At 58.6% G+C, this 17992-nt stretch carries 13 protein-coding genes and 5 pseudogenes; 10 read left to right on the forward strand and 8 right to left on the reverse strand.

Annotated elements, in window-relative coordinates:
* Positions 1 to 27 precede the first annotated feature (27 nt).
* The 3 genes from AC1DM5_RS23895 to AC1DM5_RS23905 all read left to right on the forward strand — a co-directional run bounded on the left by AC1DM5_RS23895 (position 28) and on the right by AC1DM5_RS23905 (position 3490).
* Positions 28 to 1413 (forward strand): hypothetical protein, encoded by a 1386-nt coding sequence (locus AC1DM5_RS23895; RefSeq protein WP_477824077.1) that lies wholly within the window; start codon positions 28 to 30, stop codon positions 1411 to 1413.
* Positions 1414 to 1425: 12 nt separating this feature from the next.
* Complete coding sequence (locus tag AC1DM5_RS23900; protein WP_477824076.1) at positions 1426 to 1905, forward strand: hypothetical protein; 480 nt, start codon at positions 1426 to 1428, stop codon at positions 1903 to 1905.
* Positions 1906 to 2389: 484 nt separating this feature from the next.
* A complete protein-coding gene (locus AC1DM5_RS23905) occupies positions 2390 to 3490 on the forward strand; it encodes a pentapeptide repeat-containing protein (protein WP_477824075.1) in 1101 nt (366 codons plus the stop codon).
* Positions 3491 to 3595: 105 nt separating this feature from the next.
* Here AC1DM5_RS23905 and AC1DM5_RS23910 read toward each other — a convergent pair.
* Together AC1DM5_RS23910 and AC1DM5_RS23915 are read right to left on the reverse strand one after the other, a co-directional pair.
* Positions 3596 to 3673, reverse strand: a pseudogene (locus tag AC1DM5_RS23910) (LysR family substrate-binding domain-containing protein); the annotation flags it as partial.
* Positions 3674 to 3962: 289 nt separating this feature from the next.
* Positions 3963 to 4289: pseudogene (locus AC1DM5_RS23915) on the reverse strand (transposase); the annotation flags it as partial.
* A 5-nt stretch (positions 4290 to 4294) separates the two neighbouring features.
* Between AC1DM5_RS23915 and AC1DM5_RS23920 the strand changes: the two are divergent.
* From AC1DM5_RS23920 to AC1DM5_RS23930, 3 genes and pseudogenes are all read left to right on the forward strand, one after another.
* A pseudogene (locus AC1DM5_RS23920) lies at positions 4295 to 4585 on the forward strand (nucleotidyl transferase AbiEii/AbiGii toxin family protein); the annotation flags it as partial.
* Between the two features lie 21 nt (positions 4586 to 4606).
* On the forward strand, positions 4607 to 5281 hold the full coding sequence (locus AC1DM5_RS23925; protein WP_477824074.1) for a hypothetical protein: 675 nt from the start codon (positions 4607 to 4609) through the stop codon (positions 5279 to 5281).
* A gap of 393 nt (positions 5282 to 5674) precedes the next feature.
* The gene (locus AC1DM5_RS23930; protein WP_477824073.1) at positions 5675 to 8026 is read left to right on the forward strand and encodes a methyl-accepting chemotaxis protein; all 2352 of its coding nucleotides are present in this window, start codon (positions 5675 to 5677) and stop codon (positions 8024 to 8026) included.
* 333 nt (positions 8027 to 8359) lie between these two features.
* Here the strand turns inward: AC1DM5_RS23930 and AC1DM5_RS23935 are convergent.
* A pseudogene (locus AC1DM5_RS23935) lies at positions 8360 to 8551 on the reverse strand (LysR family transcriptional regulator); the annotation flags it as partial.
* 260 nt (positions 8552 to 8811) lie between these two features.
* Between AC1DM5_RS23935 and AC1DM5_RS23940 the strand changes: the two are divergent.
* Positions 8812 to 9036 carry a hypothetical protein gene (locus AC1DM5_RS23940; RefSeq protein WP_477975804.1) on the forward strand — a complete coding sequence of 75 codons (225 nt, stop codon included), beginning with the start codon at positions 8812 to 8814 and terminating at the stop codon, positions 9034 to 9036.
* Here AC1DM5_RS23940 and AC1DM5_RS23945 read toward each other — a convergent pair.
* The 5 genes and pseudogenes from AC1DM5_RS23945 to AC1DM5_RS23965 form a co-directional block, all read right to left on the reverse strand.
* Entirely contained in the window at positions 9015 to 10301 is a 1287-nt protein-coding gene (locus tag AC1DM5_RS23945; protein WP_477824072.1) for a lanthionine synthetase LanC family protein, read from the reverse strand. The two genes, AC1DM5_RS23940 and AC1DM5_RS23945, sit on opposite strands and share 22 nt — an antisense overlap.
* Positions 10283 to 11107 (reverse strand): T3SS effector HopA1 family protein, encoded by an 825-nt coding sequence (locus AC1DM5_RS23950; protein ID WP_477824071.1) that lies wholly within the window; start codon positions 11105 to 11107, stop codon positions 10283 to 10285. The genes AC1DM5_RS23945 and AC1DM5_RS23950 overlap by 19 nt, the downstream gene beginning before the upstream one ends.
* 53 nt (positions 11108 to 11160) lie before the next feature.
* Positions 11161 to 12171 (reverse strand): phosphotransferase, encoded by a 1011-nt coding sequence (locus AC1DM5_RS23955; RefSeq protein WP_477824070.1) that lies wholly within the window; start codon positions 12169 to 12171, stop codon positions 11161 to 11163.
* Entirely contained in the window at positions 12155 to 13996 is a 1842-nt protein-coding gene (locus AC1DM5_RS23960) for a S8 family serine peptidase (protein WP_477824069.1), read from the reverse strand. Before AC1DM5_RS23960 ends, AC1DM5_RS23955 begins: the two co-directional genes overlap by 17 nt.
* Before the next feature lie 167 nt (positions 13997 to 14163).
* A pseudogene (locus tag AC1DM5_RS23965) lies at positions 14164 to 14478 on the reverse strand (hypothetical protein); the annotation flags it as partial.
* Positions 14479 to 14579: 101 nt separating this feature from the next.
* Here AC1DM5_RS23965 and AC1DM5_RS23970 point away from each other — a divergent pair.
* The 3 genes from AC1DM5_RS23970 (at position 14580) to AC1DM5_RS23980 (ending at position 17980) form a co-directional block, all read left to right on the forward strand.
* Positions 14580 to 15350 carry an SDR family NAD(P)-dependent oxidoreductase gene (locus AC1DM5_RS23970; RefSeq protein ID WP_477824068.1) on the forward strand — a complete coding sequence of 257 codons (771 nt, stop codon included), beginning with the start codon at positions 14580 to 14582 and terminating at the stop codon, positions 15348 to 15350.
* A 283-nt stretch (positions 15351 to 15633) separates the two neighbouring features.
* On the forward strand, positions 15634 to 16962 hold the full coding sequence (hisD, locus tag AC1DM5_RS23975; RefSeq protein ID WP_477824067.1) for a histidinol dehydrogenase: 1329 nt from the start codon (positions 15634 to 15636) through the stop codon (positions 16960 to 16962).
* Between the two features lie 4 nt (positions 16963 to 16966).
* The gene (locus AC1DM5_RS23980) at positions 16967 to 17980 is read left to right on the forward strand and encodes a zinc-dependent alcohol dehydrogenase (RefSeq protein ID WP_477975806.1); all 1014 of its coding nucleotides are present in this window, start codon (positions 16967 to 16969) and stop codon (positions 17978 to 17980) included.
* Positions 17981 to 17992 lie beyond the last annotated feature (12 nt).

A 17992-nucleotide genomic window follows, 5' to 3' on the forward strand; every position in this document is an offset into this window, starting at 1 on the left:
GCGCCCGGTATCGACTGGAGAAGTAGTTTGCGAGGATTGTTGTGGTCGATTGTGGCCCTCATCGGATTTCAGCCTATCGCTTCTGTGAGCATGGCATCTGAAGGTCCGAATGCTCGGATCCAAGCAGTTTTCTTTGAAGCTCAATATTCGAACGCGGCTAATATTGCGCTCAGATCAATCCTTAGAAAAGATCCGGTCAAATCCTGTACGTTTTTCAATTATCGGATCGCCTGTGTCAGCCGATTTCTAACCGAAAAAGAGTGGGGGAAACTAAGGCATGTAGCGCACAAACTGGCTCCCTTCGCCGCGAGGCAAATCGCTCGCGAGAATGAAGGGCCGCCCTATAACCAGCTGTCCGTCGTCAATGCATGGCAAACTGCAAGCGAAGCACAGCTCGATAATCCGAAGCCTGTACTGGTTCTTCCACCCTATCCAGGGTTTGTGCCGTTTGCCGCGTATGGTGGCAAAATCGATCTCGACTATGAAAAAATGAATCGCGAGATCGGTTATTTGGACGACGCACCCGAGGAAATGCGCCCCGAGATGGAAGCCTTGGGCGAGGATTGGACATTCGGCCGCAGCCTTCTGACAGCAAACAGCGAAAGTCTGCCGGAGCTTAGCGTCACTGCGGGCCCGGACACCTTTGATACCCTTCTACACCATAGCTTTGATTACCGAGGCCATGATCTTTTTGGAGACTTCGCAACCGTCAGCGACGTGGCTGATGGTGACAAGATTGTCCAATTCTGGTCGGATTACGTGCGTTTTTCAGATACGGCTGATCTCAGCAAATGCTCGGAGGCCTGTAGCATAGCTGTCATACTCACCTCCAAGCGTGGCAAAATTCATTCAATTGCCGCCTGCACCGTAACGAGCGTCTCAGGCGTGCCAGGTGGTCCAGAGAACTGCTATACCGTTGTAACCACGGATGGGAAATCGACTTTCATCAGAGCCTCAATCTACCCGAATGCTTTGAACGGGCTCGACGGGATAGGTGGAGATGAACTCGTCTGCAATGCTGGTTCGGAAAAGCACGACATAGATCAACTGGCAACTGAGGTTGCCGACAAGCTCAAATCCGTCAATGGAATCGACCCAGACCCCTCGTACAACGTAGACATCGCGAAAAAGGGGGACCTTCGAACGGTCCTGATGACGAACAGATTTGGACCTTCGAAGTTGCTCGACGAGCACAAAGTTATGTACGAAATTTCGACGACCCGCGTCGATCTTTTTGCTGAAGACAGCGGACTTCAGGCGTCGATCGCGATTTCAGCTTCGGTTTCGCCAACGCACAGTTATTCGCAAGGAGATTACATGACCGTCGCGGACCAGCCGGCTGATAGAATGCGCAGACATATCATTGATCTTCTTAAAGGTTCGTTGACGTGTAAAGTTTCTCGCGGCAATTGATTGGAGAGGGCTATGACAGCCATTGAAGCTAGGCGAAAGCTGATAATATTAAGTCTTCTGACGACTGTAGTCTTCTCCATGTTATTGATAATAGCGCCGCTTTTTACCCCTTTCACCTCCAAGCAGTCACTGCAGGTTGTGCAGATTATTTTTCCAGTATTCGCCGGATATATAGGGGCTGCGGTACTATTTCTGTTTCGCGGGGATCCAAACAAAGGGAACGTCGCGGACCCCACTCTTTTGAAGATACTGATTTACGCGCCGTTCATAGTGTTCTGGTGCATAGCGGCAGCGATATTGATCGATTTCTATGTCTCTAATCAGCCCGGTTTTGGCGAAGGAATGAGCTTTTCGGACTTGACGACCTATGTCACGCTGATCGTATCGTTCATGAATATCACGACAGGAGCGATAGGCGCATTTCTGTTTCAATCTGAAGAATTGAAAGCAAGAGGCGATCAGGTCGGACAGGTCGCCAATCGCAGCGAATGACCTTCCTCGCCCGTGAGCAATTTCGAAATAGTCAGTGGGCTGCCCTCCGCAACTCCTCCGATTTGCGTAGTTGCTAGTTGCCTGATGCTGGTTGATATTGGAGGCACATACCTCCTATGGTCGCAAGTCCCGGCACTATGTTGATATGGGAGCATTGCGGACGTTTGACCTCTTCAACACGCTCTAGACGGATTCCGTGGGCTGGCCTGGTAAAGCAATTTTCTAGCAAAGTGTCTCCGGTGTCGAGCCGAGGCGTTCGACATGAACGAGAGTGCCGATCGCAGTTTTCATGGTTAGTGCGGATGTGCAAGGCGAACCCTATAAACGAAAGAAAGACCTGCGCCGTTACCGGCTTTGCTATCGCCGGCCTCATCGATTGTCTGGGTGCGGCCGACACCGGCATGATCTCGTATATACGCCGCAGGAAGCTGGGGAACGTGTTGGCATGGACACTTTTGAAGCGTGATAGCCGGGGAGAATGACGATGGTCGTAATTTTCGGACGGCTCACCGCGGCTCAAACCGCACTTCGTCAATGGATTTCATGGACACTGCGAAGCTTGCTATCGCTTTTGCGCCGTGTGATCTCACTGCCATTTGTTTGGATTCGGACCATAGCCTCCGAGATCTTGAGCCCAAGCGGATACAAAATGATCGGTGTCTTGTTGACCATCTACGTGTTTTTGTATCAGCAGCGATGGCAGACCTATCTCCTCGAAGTTCAACGCGACGAGCAAGCCTACAACAGCTTTCTTTCACTAGCGGCAAGTGGTGATCAGTCGGCTTTTCCCATCCTCATGCGTAGTGTCTTTGCGAAAGTACAACTTACCAAGCAATCGGCAGAACCCTCATTCTATTGGTGGTGGTGGGACGATACGACCACACAGCCTTACGCAGGCGAGCTCGGGCGATGGGTTGAGGTCCGGCTCGAGACATGTCGCCAGGAAAATTGTGGCGGCACGAGCGGACGACGCGTCGACCTTCGCAAGGCGGACCTTTTCGGAGCGCATCTGGGGGGCACGAACATGTCGCAGGCTGATATTTCGGACGCAATGCTGAGAACTGCCTTGCTCTCAAGCGTGGATTTCTCCGGATCCGATCTCAGCCGCGCCGACCTCGGCTTTACCAGCCTAAGCGATAGCAACTTCACCGGCGCCATCCTGGACTGTGCCGATCTACGCAACTCAACCGCATTGTCCCCCGACGAGGGAGGAGCGCCCCTGCGCTTTACAGACACGAAACTGCGCGGCGCCAACCTGGAGAATGTCGTCTTCACCAGTGCTCATATTGAACGGGCAGATTTCAGCGAAAAGGAATGCGGTCTGTTCAGATTTCAGACAAAACTTTCAAACGCGTCCCTCACCTATGCCGAGGTCATCGATACGTCCTTCAAAGGCGTCGATCTTACCAATGTCGATTTTTCAAACGCCCGCTTCAGGAACGTCAGAATTGCGGAGGCGATTACAGTCGGTACGGTGTGGCCTAAAGATATGGTCACGACGCCGGATGGGATTGCATCGACCAAGCCATGGATTTCGCTTACCAATGCGCTTCCATCGTCTCAGACCGAAAACTCCTCCCGATAGGCACAAATGTGCCCTTACGTGGCATCAGCTCAATTCGCTTCTTGAGTGAAACGATTGGAAGCCATCAGTACGGACAACGGCAATACCGTAGAGCAAAGGCGCCTCTCACCTGCCCGGCCGCACCAACGAGCGAGCGATATCGATGATGTCATCACGCGAAGCGGTCGGATCTTCCCGGTTCCATATGTGGACGGCTCCCACTTGCAAGCTTTTTCTGCAGATATTTTTGATCGGATCGCTTGCGTCCATATGTGCGGCCTTTGTGTGTGTGTGTGGTCTCACATGACCACTGGCCAAGATGGTTTCCGCAACGTGTGTTCCTAACAGGCAAGCGGCCTTGAATGGCCACTGGAACCGGCGGAGTGTCACGCGTTTTGGATCGATCGATCACACCATCTGCTTCTTTCTTGCAAGTTCACTGCTTCAGCTCACCACGGCGCATTTTTATCGTGCTCGCGTGGCGGCCAATTTGCTAAACTACCTGTGTTTGTCCCTCTGTCCGCCGATACGTTTCGCCGCTCACCATGAGCCGCCATGCGATCCGGGCGATCTTGTTGGCGAGCGCTATGGCAACCAACTTCGGTCTCTTCCGTTTCAGGAGTTCGGTGAGCCATTGGGAAGGATGTCTGCTCCGTCCTGCTCTGACATGCCGAAGAACAGCAGTTGCGCCAACAACCAATATGCTCCTCAGCATCTCGTCGCCAGCTCGGGTGATCCCCCCAAGCCTTAGCTTGCCTGCGGTCGAATGGTCTTTGGGCGTCAGCCCAATCCAGGCAGCAAAATCGCGACCCGACTTAAACATTCGACATTGGCCTCGCAGATAGCGCAATCTCCGATCGCGAACTCGCAAATGCGGTCGCCAAGCATAAGTCGATGTTCTTCTCGGAAAAAGCCGCCGACCGATCGCCAATCGACTACGAGACAGCGGTAAACGGCAACCTGATGCCGACGCCGGTCGGCGGGGGACTGAAAGCCCTCAAGGAAGATTACGCCAGGATGGTGGAGGACGGTCTTCTTTTCGATGACGCTGAAACGTTCGACAAGCTGCTCGAACGATGTGCTGCCATCTGTGAGAAGGCGAACGCTGCAGCCTGAGAACTGCTTGAGGGTTTTCGAATGGCAAAGCGCGATATGTCGAGAGAAGAGCTCTTCGGTTTGGTATGGGAACGCCCGACCAGCGAGATCACCAACGAACTCGGCATCTCCGACGTTGCAGTCGGAAAGCTTTGCGAGAAATTGCAGGTTCCCAAGCCTCCGCGGGGATATTGGGCGCGCGTGGAAGCCGGTCAGACGCCGCGGCCTCCGGCTTTGAAAGCATTTCGAGAGGAACTCGAAGCGAAACGCAAAAGCAGGATACAAGCCCGTACCGCCGGACATTTCACGGAACTTCAATCGAAATTCCTGAATGCCGCACTCGATGAACTTCGTAAGCGAGGCGTTGAACATCATGTCGATACCTCACGTCTGAGACATATCTCAAACCTCGATCAGGATATCGCCGCGCAGGTGCTACTTTTGATACAGGGGCAAGCACAAAAGTGGGCGGAGAGTGGTCGGGTTGCCGTCAACTGGGGGACGTCGGTCAGGGCAAGCATCGGAAAACTCGTCGAGCGATTGATGCCGCTTGCCCGTCCGCAGTTGCTGGCTTTCGAGACGGAAGGCAAGCGCCATTCGTTCTCGGCTGCAGGTCCGATTGTATTCGTCAGGTGGACGACAGAACTTCAGACCAGAATAGCAACGCTTGCGGGGAGGCATGATACGATTTTTGGGTGGCAGCCGAGGATTGAGTAGGCCCGGGAAGACATCCAAGAATGGTAGGTACCGTTGGTGGCAGGATAAACTGCACCTATGGAGATCTTGCGTGTCGTCTTGCCGGCGACCGACCGGGCGATCTCGGTCGGCAGGTACACCTCGCTCAAAATCCTGACCGCGCGATCGTGAAAGGCCGCTCCTGATCTATTGCGCGCAATTGGCTCACATTTCTAATTTTCTTAATGCTGTTTCAATGAAACCAGATCTATCCTGCGACACTATTGGACCTGGCCATGATGAGCCTGCGAACGAGTAAGAACTCGGCGGCCAGCGGATTGTCTTTTTTTGAAGCATCGACGCGAGCGGTTCCAGCACATTCAGCTGTCGTGCGCGCACCAGCGAGACGTCAGCCGCAACGCAAGTGGGGCGACTATGACTTTATCTATCCGCAATATCCTGGTTGGAATTTTTCTTCTTCTGAGCGCAGTGATCTGTGTGCTCACCGCGTCATCCGCGATGGACGCATACAACAAACAGCAGGTTTTCAGCGATGTATCGAAGCTTACCGCTCTTGACCGCGCACTTTTCCAGACACTTGCGACCTTTCGCAACGAGCGCGGTGATGGTTCATCCGCAGCAAACATGGAAATCGACGCACTCGCCGGCACGCTGGCTTCGCTGAAAAAGGATCGCGGGCTGGTGGACAGCGCCATGGCTAGCGCCAAGGCGATCTATGCCAATATCGACGACAAGGCGATCAAAGCGCAGATTGCCGACGTCATGAACGCGTTTGACCGGGTGCTGGCGTTTCGGACAAAGCTTGATGATCAGTTGACGAAAAAGCTGGCAGACCGCGACGCTGGACTGCAGGACAATGCCCTTAACCTCGGACAGGAGCTGCTGACGGCGCTGGAAACCGGCTCGACAGCAATCGAAGCCCGAATCCGCGAAAGCGATCCGTCGATGACGGCAATGATCCAGATCCGATCATTGGCATGGTCAACGCGTGCGCTTGCGGGGGCATCGAACCTCCAGCTCAATATCACGCTTGGCGCAGGCGCGACGATGACAGCTGCGGAGCTAGGCAAGATCCAACTCAACGATTATGCCGTAACCTTCGCCTGGAAGCAGGTCGGCGTCCTCGTGAACCACAAGAACACGCTTCAAATCATAAAGGACGCCTACCAGGCCGCAGAGACCGGCTATTTCGGGGGCAATTTTGCTCCCAAGCGCGCAGCACTTCTCGAGACCTTTTCGGCAGGCAAGAAGGCGCCGATGTCCCTCGACGTTTGGCGGCCGATGGGCAATGACGCCCTTCTCTTCATCACCAATACTGCGGCCGCTGCAGCGGACGGCATGGTGGCTGCAGCCGCTGCCAGTGAGTCTCAGGCATTCGCCCAGCTCATTCTCTATACGCTGATCTTCCTCATCGCTGCTATCGTCAGTGTTGTCGGCATCTGCGTCATCATCTTCCGCGTCACCAAGCCGATCGGCGTCATCACGCATTCGATGGCGGCCTTGGCGCAGGGCGATCTGAAGATCGAGGTGGCCGGTGTCGCTCGCCGTGACGAAATTGGCGAAATGGCTCGTTCCGTCGAGGTCTTCCAGCAGGCTGCTATCCGCAATAAGGCACTTGAAGAGCAAACGGCCGAGGCACGGGTTTCCGCAGAGCGCGAGCGTATCGAGATGCAGCGGCGCGCCGAGGCCGAAGCCGAAGAACGCTTGATACAGGCAACAGGCTCGCTCGCTGGAGGCCTGCGCCGTCTCGCAACTGGCGACCTCGTCTGTGAAATCGATACGGCTCTAGCGCCGCAGTTCGAGGCACTCCGTCACGACTTCAATACTTCGGTCAAGCAGCTTCGCGACGCCATGCGGGGCGTCGGTCAGGCTGCGGCATTGGTCAGCAGCGGCAGCGTCGAGATCTCGCAAGCGTCCGACAACCTCTCCAAGCGTACTGAACAGCAAGCCGCTTCGCTCGAGGAAACCGCCGCTGCACTGGAGGAGGTCACCGCCAATGTGCGATCGACCTCCCAGCGTGCCGGAGACGCCCGCGATCTCGTGCGCGGTGCCCGCTCTCGCGCGGAAAACTCAAGCCAGGTCGTTAACAACGCAGTCAGCGCCATGGGCAAAATCGAGCACTCGTCCAGGCAGATCAGCCAGATTATCGGGGTCATCGACGAGATCGCTTTTCAGACCAATCTGCTGGCGTTGAATGCCGGGGTGGAAGCTGCACGTGCCGGTGACGCCGGCAAGGGCTTTGCCGTTGTCGCTCAGGAAGTGCGCGAGTTGGCGCAGCGCTCCGCCAGTGCCGCGAAGGAGATTAAAAGCCTGATCGGCAATTCAGAGGTCGCTGTCAGCGAGGGCGTACGCCTGGTCAACGACACCGGCGAAGGCCTTTCTGCGATTGCCGAACTTGTGCAGCAGATCAACCAGCACATGGACGCTATCGCTACCGCCGCCCAAGAGCAGTCTATGGGGTTGTCGGAGATCAACAGCGCGGTCAACCACATGGACCAGGCGACGCAGCAGAACGCCGCAATGGTCGAACAGATGAACGCCGCCGGCACAGGTCTCGCGCAGGAAAGCAGCCGTCTGGGCGAATTGCTTGGCACTTTCCAGACCGGCGATGGAGGAACAGCCGCCGCCGGGCACCGTGCGTTGGGTCCTTCCAGGACATTGGCGCCAGCCCCCGTTAGAGCGTCAGCGCCTGTCTCTCGCCCGGTGCCTGCCTCACGCGGCAATACAGCGCTCAACAAACTGCAGCAGGAATGGTCGGAATTCTGATCAGAGCCAAGATAGCGCCAGCCCGGGCGGTAATGCCCGGGCTGTGTTCGTTTCAGCAAGCGCCATAGGGCTGCGGCGCGGCTTTGTGTGCTGGTCGCAAGAGAAGATCTGCCCAGCCAGTTTAGCCGCTTACTGGCACTCAACTTTCTTCCCGCGACTTCTCGTCGTGACAGGTGCACCAGTGTCCCGTATGCAGCTACTCCAAGAATCTGCGGCGATTACCTCCAAGCTGCATACCCCGCCTGCGCCACATCAGCGAAGCGTCCGGGAACGTTGCGCATTCCCACGTCTGCGGATTCGCCAATCTCACGGCCGCCTCAAGTAAGGTTCGCTTCACCTGCCTGGCCGCACCAGCGAGCGGGCGATATCGATAATGTCGTCGCGGCCAGCGGTCGGATCCTCCCGGTTCCAGGCAACACCGAGCCCGATCTTGAAATCGATCCCCCTCACCTTCTTCAATTCGAATCCGCGGTTCGGCAGATCCTGTGTCCATTCCGGCACGAAGCCGATGCCAAGGCCGGCCGAGCTGGAGTAGTCTCTCGGATCCCGTCGCTAGGCGGCATTGTCTGGTTGTACTGGCTGGCAAAAGCAGCAGTTACCTCAGACTGGATTCGTACCAACCACCCTCCACTTACGACGACTTCGTCTCAAAGCGGCCAAAATTTGAAGACCCGGTTTGAGAGCCAATTGTCGCGCATGAACTGCCAGAGGTTATCAACCGGCTTGAGTTATTTTCGGGGGGCAGACCACTTTATGGCGCATCCCATGTGGCGTATCGTGCAACCATGAAGCACCGTATCATCATCAGCCTGACGAAGGGTGCCGACGCGGCATCGGTCACACGCGCATTGTTGGCACTTGGCGCTGACGAAGTCACGCCAATGGAGGCTATGCCCGACGTCTTGGTGGCGATCGCGGATGACCGCGTTGCCGATAGCGTGGTAAAGGAAGCGAATAGCCTCGCTGGCGTTCGGCGTGCTGAGTTTGATCAGATGCGATTCACGTCATGATCGACATGAAGCATCGGCTGTCGTCCGGCGAGCATGGGTGAGCCAAGCGCGGCAGGATCAGCAAGACGCATGAATAACGCGGCAAGCCCGGCACGCCCAAGAAACAGCCCTGGCACGTCCCTTCCGCCGGGTAGGCCGACGGTCCAGCAATCGTCGTTATCGGCGCGGAGGCGCAAGATGAGATCACCGACTCGGCGCGCGGCGCGAAGGTGGTCGTTATTCCCAGTTGCTTCATGGGCAATCAGCATAAGTTCCGCCGCGCCCGCAAGCCCGTGACAGAGGGTCATATCCGCGATCTGGCCGACAGGGGTCCGCGCGGCGGCAACGACGGCACGGCGCGCGCGCCAGAGCGAGGCCGTCGCCCGCGCGAGCAATACCGGGTCGGGATTCCGTTGCCAGAGATGCCAGCGCACCGCACCGATGCCGAACGCGCCATGGCACCAAGCGTCCATCCAGCCCGGTGCGGCCGAGACGTCCGACTCGATGGTACGCAGGTCCGGCCATGTGCCTTGTACTGGATCGAACCAGCCATCCTCCCACCGAAGAACTTCCTCTCCCGCTACGCCAAGCCGCGCATCACCAAGGCGCTGTCCGGCTTCGATCAACGACCAGCCGATCCCCGAGGCCCCGTGGCCAAGGCCGCACAGCGCAACACCTGACGAGCCGGCCACGTATCGGCCCCACCAGCCGGATCGGCTGGCCGCGATGAGCTGTTCGCAAAGCAGGCGCGCGGCATCGCGGAATATCGGATCTCCAATCCGCGCATCGAACGCCAATAGGGAAATGATGATGCCGGCATGACCGGCGATAAGGTCCGATTCGACCAAACCTTGACGCCTCGCCTCGGTCGCGGCCTTCGTCAGGAGCCGCGCCGCACGTTTCTTGAGTGTTTTGTCTTCCAGCGCGATCCCGCCCTCCATTGCGGCAAGCGCCACGCCCGATGCGCCGCCATGGAGTGAGAAGGCATGTGCCGCGATCATGGCATCGCCGGCGGCAAGCGCGCCGCCAAGCGCCGCGCGCGCGCTTTCGGCAAGCTCGCTATGGTGAAGCCGACGGGACAGATGCGCGAGCACCCACCCGATGCCGGCGCTACCGCCATATAGATCATGTCCAGCTTCCCCGTGAACGACCACGTGACCGCCATCGGCGGCGGCGACGAGGCGATCGCTGGTCCAAAACACCCCCGATCCACCACAGGCACGCGTCAACTCTTCGGCAATTTCCAGCGCAACCTCGCGATAATGTGTCACGTCGCGCGTCTCCATGGCCTGCCCGCGTCGACACCGGCGTTCTGGAGCGCCGCACGCAACTTGGCGACAAGGTCTTGCAAGTCGGTCCATTCGCCAGCCACGACGGGTGCCAGCAATCGGCATCGGTGTTGGCCAAAGGATTGACCGTCGCCCGGATCCTCCGCGAAGCCCACGCCCGGAGCCAATTCGCGCGTCAGGGACGGCTGGCCGCGCCTCAGCACGGCCGCGAATTGCGCGATACATGCCATGGCGCGGTCTTCGATCGCGGTCCAGCCGGATTGGTCAAAATACAATACGAGCGCATCGGCGCGTGAAAATCCGCGGCTCGTCGCCGGACATTTCAGACTGAAGGGGATTCCATCCTGAACAAGCCATCGCGCCAAGGGCCCGATGGCTTGACCAACATGGGTCGCGGCGACATTCAGATAGAGGCGCACGAGTTGCTCCGGTGGCGGAGCTACGCTCCGCGCCGCCCATTGGCCCGTGGCGGCATCGAGCCAATGGAACAGTACGGGCGCCGCGACGCGATCGCCTGGAACAATTGGCATTCCAGGACGGTCCTTACCGGCAAATTGGCCAAGCGGCAGCAGGCGCTGAACCTGCCCGCGAGCCGCCAATATGGCACCGCCAGGAAGCACCGACTGAGCGATCCAATCATCCGACCAGGGCACCGCATGATCGACAACGGCGCTCAGCGCGCTACTCAAGCTATCGAATGGCGGCGGAGCGGCCTCCGGTTCGAATCCATCTGGTGGTGTCAGATACCAATCGCGATAGAGCCAGTCGGCGAGTGCGGCATCCGCCGCGTTGTCGGCCAGCACTGCGGAGGCTCCCGCTGCCATTGTCGCGAGCCGTTCTAGGTCGGCCTGCGCGCTCACGAGGCGAGTACCGCGGCAACGGAATCCTCGCTGTCGAGCAAAGATCGTGCCTGCTCGAATGCCGCGTCCATGGCATCGGCAAGCTCACAGGTGTCGGCCCATTCGCATGCCACATGAAGAAGCCGCGCCGCTCCAAGATGCACGATGTGGCGCCGCGAGGCGTCTTGATCGAAAGCGATCGGCCCGCCGGCGCGACGATACCCCTCGGCAAGGTCCGTAATCGCGTCCTGCACGTCCGCGGGCCAGACGGTGGCACGCGAGCCGGCGCGCAATCGGTCGAGAGCCGGCTCGACCATCGCGGCTGCAAAGTCCGCCGCGGGATCGCCACCACCCGACATTTCCCAGTCGATGAGGCGCAACGCGCCGTCCGGCATCGCCACCCAATGGTCCGGGCGCAAGTCTCCGTGAATCAGGCTGCGCGACACGTAATTTTCCTTCGCTAAGCGTAGCGACGGCGCGATCACCTCATCGGCCGCGATGCGGTGCATCAGCGCTTGTGTCGCCGGCGGTCGGCCGAGGCCGGTTACTTCGGGATGATCGGCCACTTCGAGAACACCCGCGGCCTGAGACATCGGAATGGCGAGGCCCAGAGTTGCCCCGTGAACGACGGCCAGCGTCTCTCCCGTGCGTCGCCAGAAATCGAGGATCCTGCGCGGCATCGCGCGGTCACGCGCGCCGGCCAGCGCTTCAAGCACCAGGATCTGCGCGGCCTCGTCGATATGCAGGGGCCGCGCCAGCACCCCGTCAAGCGCCGGGATCCAGCTTGCCATGCGGTAGACAAACATTTCCGGCGTCAGACCGCGACTGCCGTCCGCCTTGCGTTGCTTGACGACGGCTTCGGCGCCGTCGCTCCGCGTCGCAAGGTGAACGCTGTGCGAGGATGAGAGGTTTCGAATCCGCACCAGGCTTGCGCCTTCCGCCAGCCAGCCGCAGGCGCGCAACACCGCCGCCGGCGCGCGCACCTGCTCTTCTGGATATAGAACCCGATCCTCAACGCGACTGGTCAATTCCATAGTCCGGCGCATAGGGGTCATCGCTACCCAGTTCCGATGTCATCCCCAAACCACCTTCGCCTGGGAAGCCCGGATCTCCGCAGCGATTGCTGCCTGGATCGCATATCGGCCTTGATGGACACGCGAGATTGGAAGTCTGGCAGGGAACTTGGTTCGAGATGTGGCAAACGATCGACGTCGTGCACCCAAAAGTGTTCGTTGGGCACACCACCAGTGTGGACACTTGGTGGCAGATGATTTGACGGCTACAATTGAGCTGCAGCGTGGGGATGTTCTGACAGCCGGCGATCAGCAGCGAGTTTCGACAGGTGATCGGATTGGTCGTATCGCAGATGATCTGCAGCGAGGGGACCTTCTGACAGGTGATGGGGTTGGTCAGATGGCAGACGATCGCGGCGGAGACCGGTGGCGATGCGCGATTGAGCGCGGCCAGCGCATTGACGCACCCCCAGCCATAATTGTTGTTGGGGATGGGATCGCCCGGATTGTCCCGCAGCGGGTCAGCGGTTTGCCGCAGGATATCCGCGCATTCAGCTGCGGTGAGCGAGGGATTGATCGACAGGATCAACGCTGCGACGCCCGCGACATGCGGGGTTGCCATCGATGTGCCGGACATGGTGGTGAAGCTGTTGTCCCACACTGTGCTCAGGATACCGACGCCAGGCCCGGAAACGTCAATATGAGGTCCGGTCTGAGAGAATGAAGCGCGGTGATCGGACGAATCGATCGCGGCAACAGCAACGACATCGGAATAAGCGGCGGGGAAGCTGATTGGTGCTCCTGCACCCCCGTTGCCCATCGCTGCGCATACTACGACCCCGTGCGCGATCGCATAGGCTATCGCGTCACGCTCAACAAAGGTGTCGCTCGGGCCGCCAAGACTGAGATTGATGACGCGAGCGCCGTGATCGACCGCCCAGCGGATCCCGGCGGCGATATCAGCCGAAGACCCGGTGCCGCGGACGTCGGCTGGATTATTGTTGTTCACGATCCTTGCCAACACGCGCACCGGCATGATCCGGCATTGCCAGGTGACGCCGGCAACCCCGGTCGCGTTGTTGCTGAGGCAGGCGATCGTCCCGGCGACATGGGTGCCGTGACCGACCTCGTCCATCGGATCGTTGTCGACGATGTTGATATCGCCCTCGAAATGGAAGCCCGGCGGGGGTGTCGGCGAAACGCCAAGGTTGACGAGGTCGCGGCCAGGCACAAGCAGGGGTGCGAGTTCGGGATGATCAAGATCGACACCGGTGTCGATGACGGCGACGACGATGCTGTTGCTGCCCCTGCTGCGATCCCATGCCTCCGGGCAATGGATCCGCCTCAGCCCCCATTGCGAGGGGAACTGAGGATCATTCGGCGTCGTCGTGAGGGTCTCGCGATAGCGGATCGCCTCCACCATTTCGACACCTTCTACCGTCGAAAGAGACTCGACGACCTTGTCGACTGTCGTTGAGGCGGCATAGTCAATACGAAATGTTGACGCCATCGGCTCCGCGATCGCCGCGAGAGCGCCCACGGATGGCGCGAATGCCGGTGGGGAAGGCGGGTGCAACCGCGTGATTGAAGTCACCTTGAGGTTCGACAGTGCCTTGTCGAGGGCGGTCACGCCGAAACTCTTGGCCGACGATGCCGTGGCGGCCAAGGCCGGGCTTCGCCCGATATTGCTCGTAATCGCCCCAGCCGTCGCTTGATGAAGCTGCACGATCACCTGGCCGGGGACAATGCTGTTATCGGGCGTCAAGATGGGTTTGAGTATGTCGTCTTTGTTCTCGCCCAGACGAAGACGCCAATTATCGGCTTGAGTAAATGTACCCATTAGAGCCATCCTCCCAAAGATTAGAACGAACGAATATTTCACGCTCACTTCAGCATGTTCAGGTATTATGGGTAGTATTCGTGACAGCCCCTCCGGATATACTACGCCTGTCTAAACGCTACCGCAAGAGGTGCAATCCAATCTCCGCTCGCGCAAGAGTCGCTTCCCTCGATATGGCGGATAATGTCATCGGTGGTGCCGCTTTCGATATGCATGCGGATATCAGGATATTTGCGGGCAATACGCGCAAGGCGCGCAAGGAAGGACGGAAGCACGCCGATGGTGGCGGGATAGACGGTGCCGATCGCAATCTTGCGCGTCGTCTTGCCGGCAACCGAGCGGGCGATCTCGGTCGACAGATCGACTTCGCTGAGGATCCGGACCGAGCGTTCGTAGAAGGCTGCCCCGGCCCGCGTCAGTTCCACCCGTGCGGCTGCCGATCGGGATTTCTGGGCGTAGTGTCCTGTGGCAACTTTTGCCATGGCGCGTCTTTCATGCACAAATCGAACTGTCTCTTTGTCAATACATGTATAGACATCATTGTTGAACGGTGGTTCTATCCTGCAAAAGCAAGGGGATCATCATGGCCAATACGATGTTCGATCTGGCGGGAAGAGTGGCAGTTGTGACCGGTGCGAGCCGCGGCCTGGGCCAATGGATTGCGCTGGCGCTTGCCGAAGCGGGTGCCGATGTTTGCGTTACGGCGCGCGACCAAAATTCGCTAAGTGAAACCAAAGGGAGGATCGAGGCCCTTGGCAGGACCTGCATCACGAGCGCTCAGGATGTGACAGACATCTCGTCCATCGACGAAACGCTAAGCAAGTTCGAAAACATCACTGGCGCTGTCGATATTCTTGTCAATAATGCCGGGTACGAACAGGTCTCTCCCTCACTCGACGTCGACGAACAGATCTGGGACAAGATCATCGGCACCAACCTCAAGGGCGCGTTCTTCTGGTCGCAAGGCGCGGCGCGGCGGATGTCAAAACAGCCTCGGGGCGGAAGCATCATAAACCTTTGCTCACTTACCTCCTATATCGGCATCCCGACGGCCGTGCCCTATGGCTCCTCGAAGTCGGGACTGCTCGGTATGACCCGAGCGCTTTCGGCCGAATGGGCGCCGCTGGGCATCCGCGTGAATGCAGTGGCACCGGGCTATTTCCGCACAGCGATGACCGAGGGTTTTTATCAGGATGAGGGCTGGTCGGCCAAAATGCTGGACAAGATCCCACAAAAACGGTTCGGCGATGGCTCCGACATCGGCGGCGCCGTCGTCTTCCTCGCAAGTGGCGCATCGGCCTACATCACTGGCCAATGCATTCCTGTCGACGGCGGTTTTTTGGCGTCGATCTAGAAACGAAAGATGACGCTTGACAGCACACGAATGATCATATTGTCTATAGATGTATAGACAACTATAGACAATAAAAACGGGAACGAAGTCTTCGGCTTCCTGGGAATTTGCCGGATAACCATATCCGGCGTCCTCGCACGAATAGCTTGCAGGGTATTGCGCCGGTGGCCACCGACTTGCGGTGCGTTTCAGCATGAACTGTGAGCAAGTTGGAACGTCGTGCCGTCAGGGCGCGGACGATTGCCGTCGCGTGCCCCTTTGTGCGCCAAGAAGGATATGAGCAATGACCGAAGTCACTTTTCACGAATATTCGAAGCTTGAGCCCGATGAGAAGGCTGCGCTCTTGCGCCGATCCGAAACGGACATTTCCGGGTTCGTCGAGAAAGTGGCGCCGATCCTCGAGGCTGTGCGCACCGAAGGCGACCGCGCTGTCGCCCGCTTCGGCCGGGAGCTCGACAAGGCGGATATCACAGAAGCAACGATCAAGGTGACCGATGCCGAGTTCGATGCGGCGTTCAAGCTAGTCAGCCAGGACGTGATCGAAGCCATCACCTTCGGAATTCAGAATATCCGCCATTTCCATGAGGAACAGAAACCAGAAGCAATGTGGCTGAAGGAAATAAAGCCGGGCGCCTTCGCTGGCGACCGCTTCACCCCGATCAAGTCCGTTGCGCTCTATGTCCCGCGCGGCAAAGGTTCGTTTCCGTCCGTTACGATGATGACCTCTGTCCCGGCCGTTGTGGCAGGCGTTCCGAACCTGGCGATCGCCACACCGCCAGCCCCGGACGGTCGTGTGGACGCAGCAACGCTGGTGGCAGCACGTCTGGCCGGTGTGGAAACTGTCTACAAGGTCGGCGGCGCTCAGGCGGTTGCAGCCGTCGCCTACGGGACGGAAACGATCAAGCCGGCACTGAAGATCGTCGGGCCGGGAAGCCCTTGGGTGGTCGCAGCCAAGCGAAGCCTATCAGGCATCATCGATACGGGCCTGCCCGCAGGACCTTCGGAAGCGATCATCTTCGCTGACGACACGGTCCATGGCGGCCTCGCAGCACTAGATCTCCTGATCGAGGCCGAGCACGGCCCGGACTCTTCGGCCTATCTCGTGACCCATAGCAGGCGTGTGGCCGAGGAGGCCCTCGCCGCATTGCCCGAACACTGGGCACGCATGACGGAACAGAGGGTTCAGTTCTCGAGCGCAGTCCTTTCAGGCAAATGCGGTGGCATCATCCTCACCTCCTCGGTCGAGGAAAGCTATGACTTCGTCAATGCTTACGCACCCGAGCATCTCGAACTCCTGTCACAGGATCCTTTCGCCCATCTCGGACAGATCACCGAGGCTGCGGAAATCCTCATGGGTCCGCATACGCCCGTCAGCATCGCCAACTTCTGCCTCGGTCCAAACGCCGTGCTGCCGACGAGCCGGTGGGCGCGCACGTTCGGCCCGCTGTCGGTGACCGATTTTGTGAAGCGCAGTTCGATCGGCTACGTGACAGCGTCGGCATATCCCGAGTTTGCGAAGCACGCCCATAAGCTCGCGGAATATGAAGGCTTCTCATCCCACGCGCATGCAGTCTCGGCGGTCCGCGACAACTATCTGCCAAAACGAGGCTGAAAGGATGAAGGCGGTTCGGCTTTACGACGCGTTTGATCTTAGGGTCGAGGAAGTCGACAGACCTCCGCCGCCGCCCCCGGGCTACGTGACGATCGACGTTCGCGCCGCGGGAATCTGCGGCTCGGACGTTCACAACTACCGAACTGGCCAGTGGATCAGCAGACGTCCATCGACGGCCGGGCATGAATTCTGTGGGCGCGTTTGCGCAATTGGCGAGGGCGTCGAAGATCTCGCGATCGGTGACCTCGTCGCAGCTGACTCCCGCTTTTACTGCGGCCAATGTAAAGCATGCAGATCAGGTCGGACCAATATCTGCGAACATCTCGGTTTCGTCGGCGAGGTGTGCGACGGAGGGTTTGCCGAGCAGACCCAACTACCCGCGCGTCTCGTTTACAAGCACGACCCCTCACTTGATCCCGCAGTGGCGGCCATGGCCGAACCTTTGGCCGTCGCCCTTCATGCGGTACGACGGCTCAATCCGCCCCAAGGCGAAGCGATTATTCTCATCGGTTGCGGGACAATCGGCGGTCTCTGCGGTTTGCTGCTTTCACAACTCCACGATGGAAAGCTGTTGTTTGCGGATTTGAATGGCACCCGTGCCGAGATGGTGGCCGGCATCTGCGGAGGATCGGTGGTCGCGCTGGACAAATCGCAGGCAAGGACTGCTCTCGGCAACGCGCGACTGCGTTATGCGGTGGATGCAACGGGAAGCACGAAGGCCATCGCGCAAGGCATCGAACTTCTGGACGGGGGCGGCGCATTCGCTCTCGTGGGCATCAGCCACGGACAGCTAGATCTGGATCCCAATCTCCTGGTCGAGCGCGAGATTTCCCTCGTTGGCTGCCACGCCTTTGAAGACGAACTCGCCGAGGCCATCGCGCTGTTGCCAAAACTGCAGTCCTCACTTTCACAATTCATCGAGGTTCTGAGCTCACTCGACGAAATTCCTGATGCGTATCACCGACTGATCGATGGTCGCTCAACCAAACTAAAAACGATCATTCGAATAGCCGATTGATCGAGCACACGC

It is taken from the genome of Rhizobium sp. 01T437 (assembly GCF_056398505.1).

Excerpts from the sequence above, each read along its gene's own strand:
- hisD (WP_477824067.1), top strand. The coding sequence starts at position 15,634 with ATGACCGAAGTCACTTTTCACGAATATTCGAAGCTTGAGCCCGATGAG.
- AC1DM5_RS23905 (WP_477824075.1), top strand. The coding sequence starts at position 2,390 with ATGGTCGTAATTTTCGGACGGCTCACCGCGGCTCAAACCGCACTTCGT.
- AC1DM5_RS23945 (WP_477824072.1), bottom strand. The coding sequence starts at position 10,301 with ATGGAGACGCGCGACGTGACACATTATCGCGAGGTTGCGCTGGAAATT.
- AC1DM5_RS23970 (WP_477824068.1), top strand. The coding sequence starts at position 14,580 with ATGGCCAATACGATGTTCGATCTGGCGGGAAGAGTGGCAGTTGTGACC.
- AC1DM5_RS23900 (WP_477824076.1), top strand. The coding sequence starts at position 1,426 with ATGACAGCCATTGAAGCTAGGCGAAAGCTGATAATATTAAGTCTTCTG.
- AC1DM5_RS23940 (WP_477975804.1), top strand. The coding sequence starts at position 8,812 with ATGAAGCACCGTATCATCATCAGCCTGACGAAGGGTGCCGACGCGGCA.
- AC1DM5_RS23980 (WP_477975806.1), top strand. The coding sequence starts at position 16,967 with ATGAAGGCGGTTCGGCTTTACGACGCGTTTGATCTTAGGGTCGAGGAA.
- AC1DM5_RS23960 (WP_477824069.1), bottom strand. The coding sequence starts at position 13,996 with ATGGGTACATTTACTCAAGCCGATAATTGGCGTCTTCGTCTGGGCGAG.
- AC1DM5_RS23925 (WP_477824074.1), top strand. The coding sequence starts at position 4,607 with ATGGCAAAGCGCGATATGTCGAGAGAAGAGCTCTTCGGTTTGGTATGG.
- AC1DM5_RS23930 (WP_477824073.1), top strand. The coding sequence starts at position 5,675 with ATGACTTTATCTATCCGCAATATCCTGGTTGGAATTTTTCTTCTTCTG.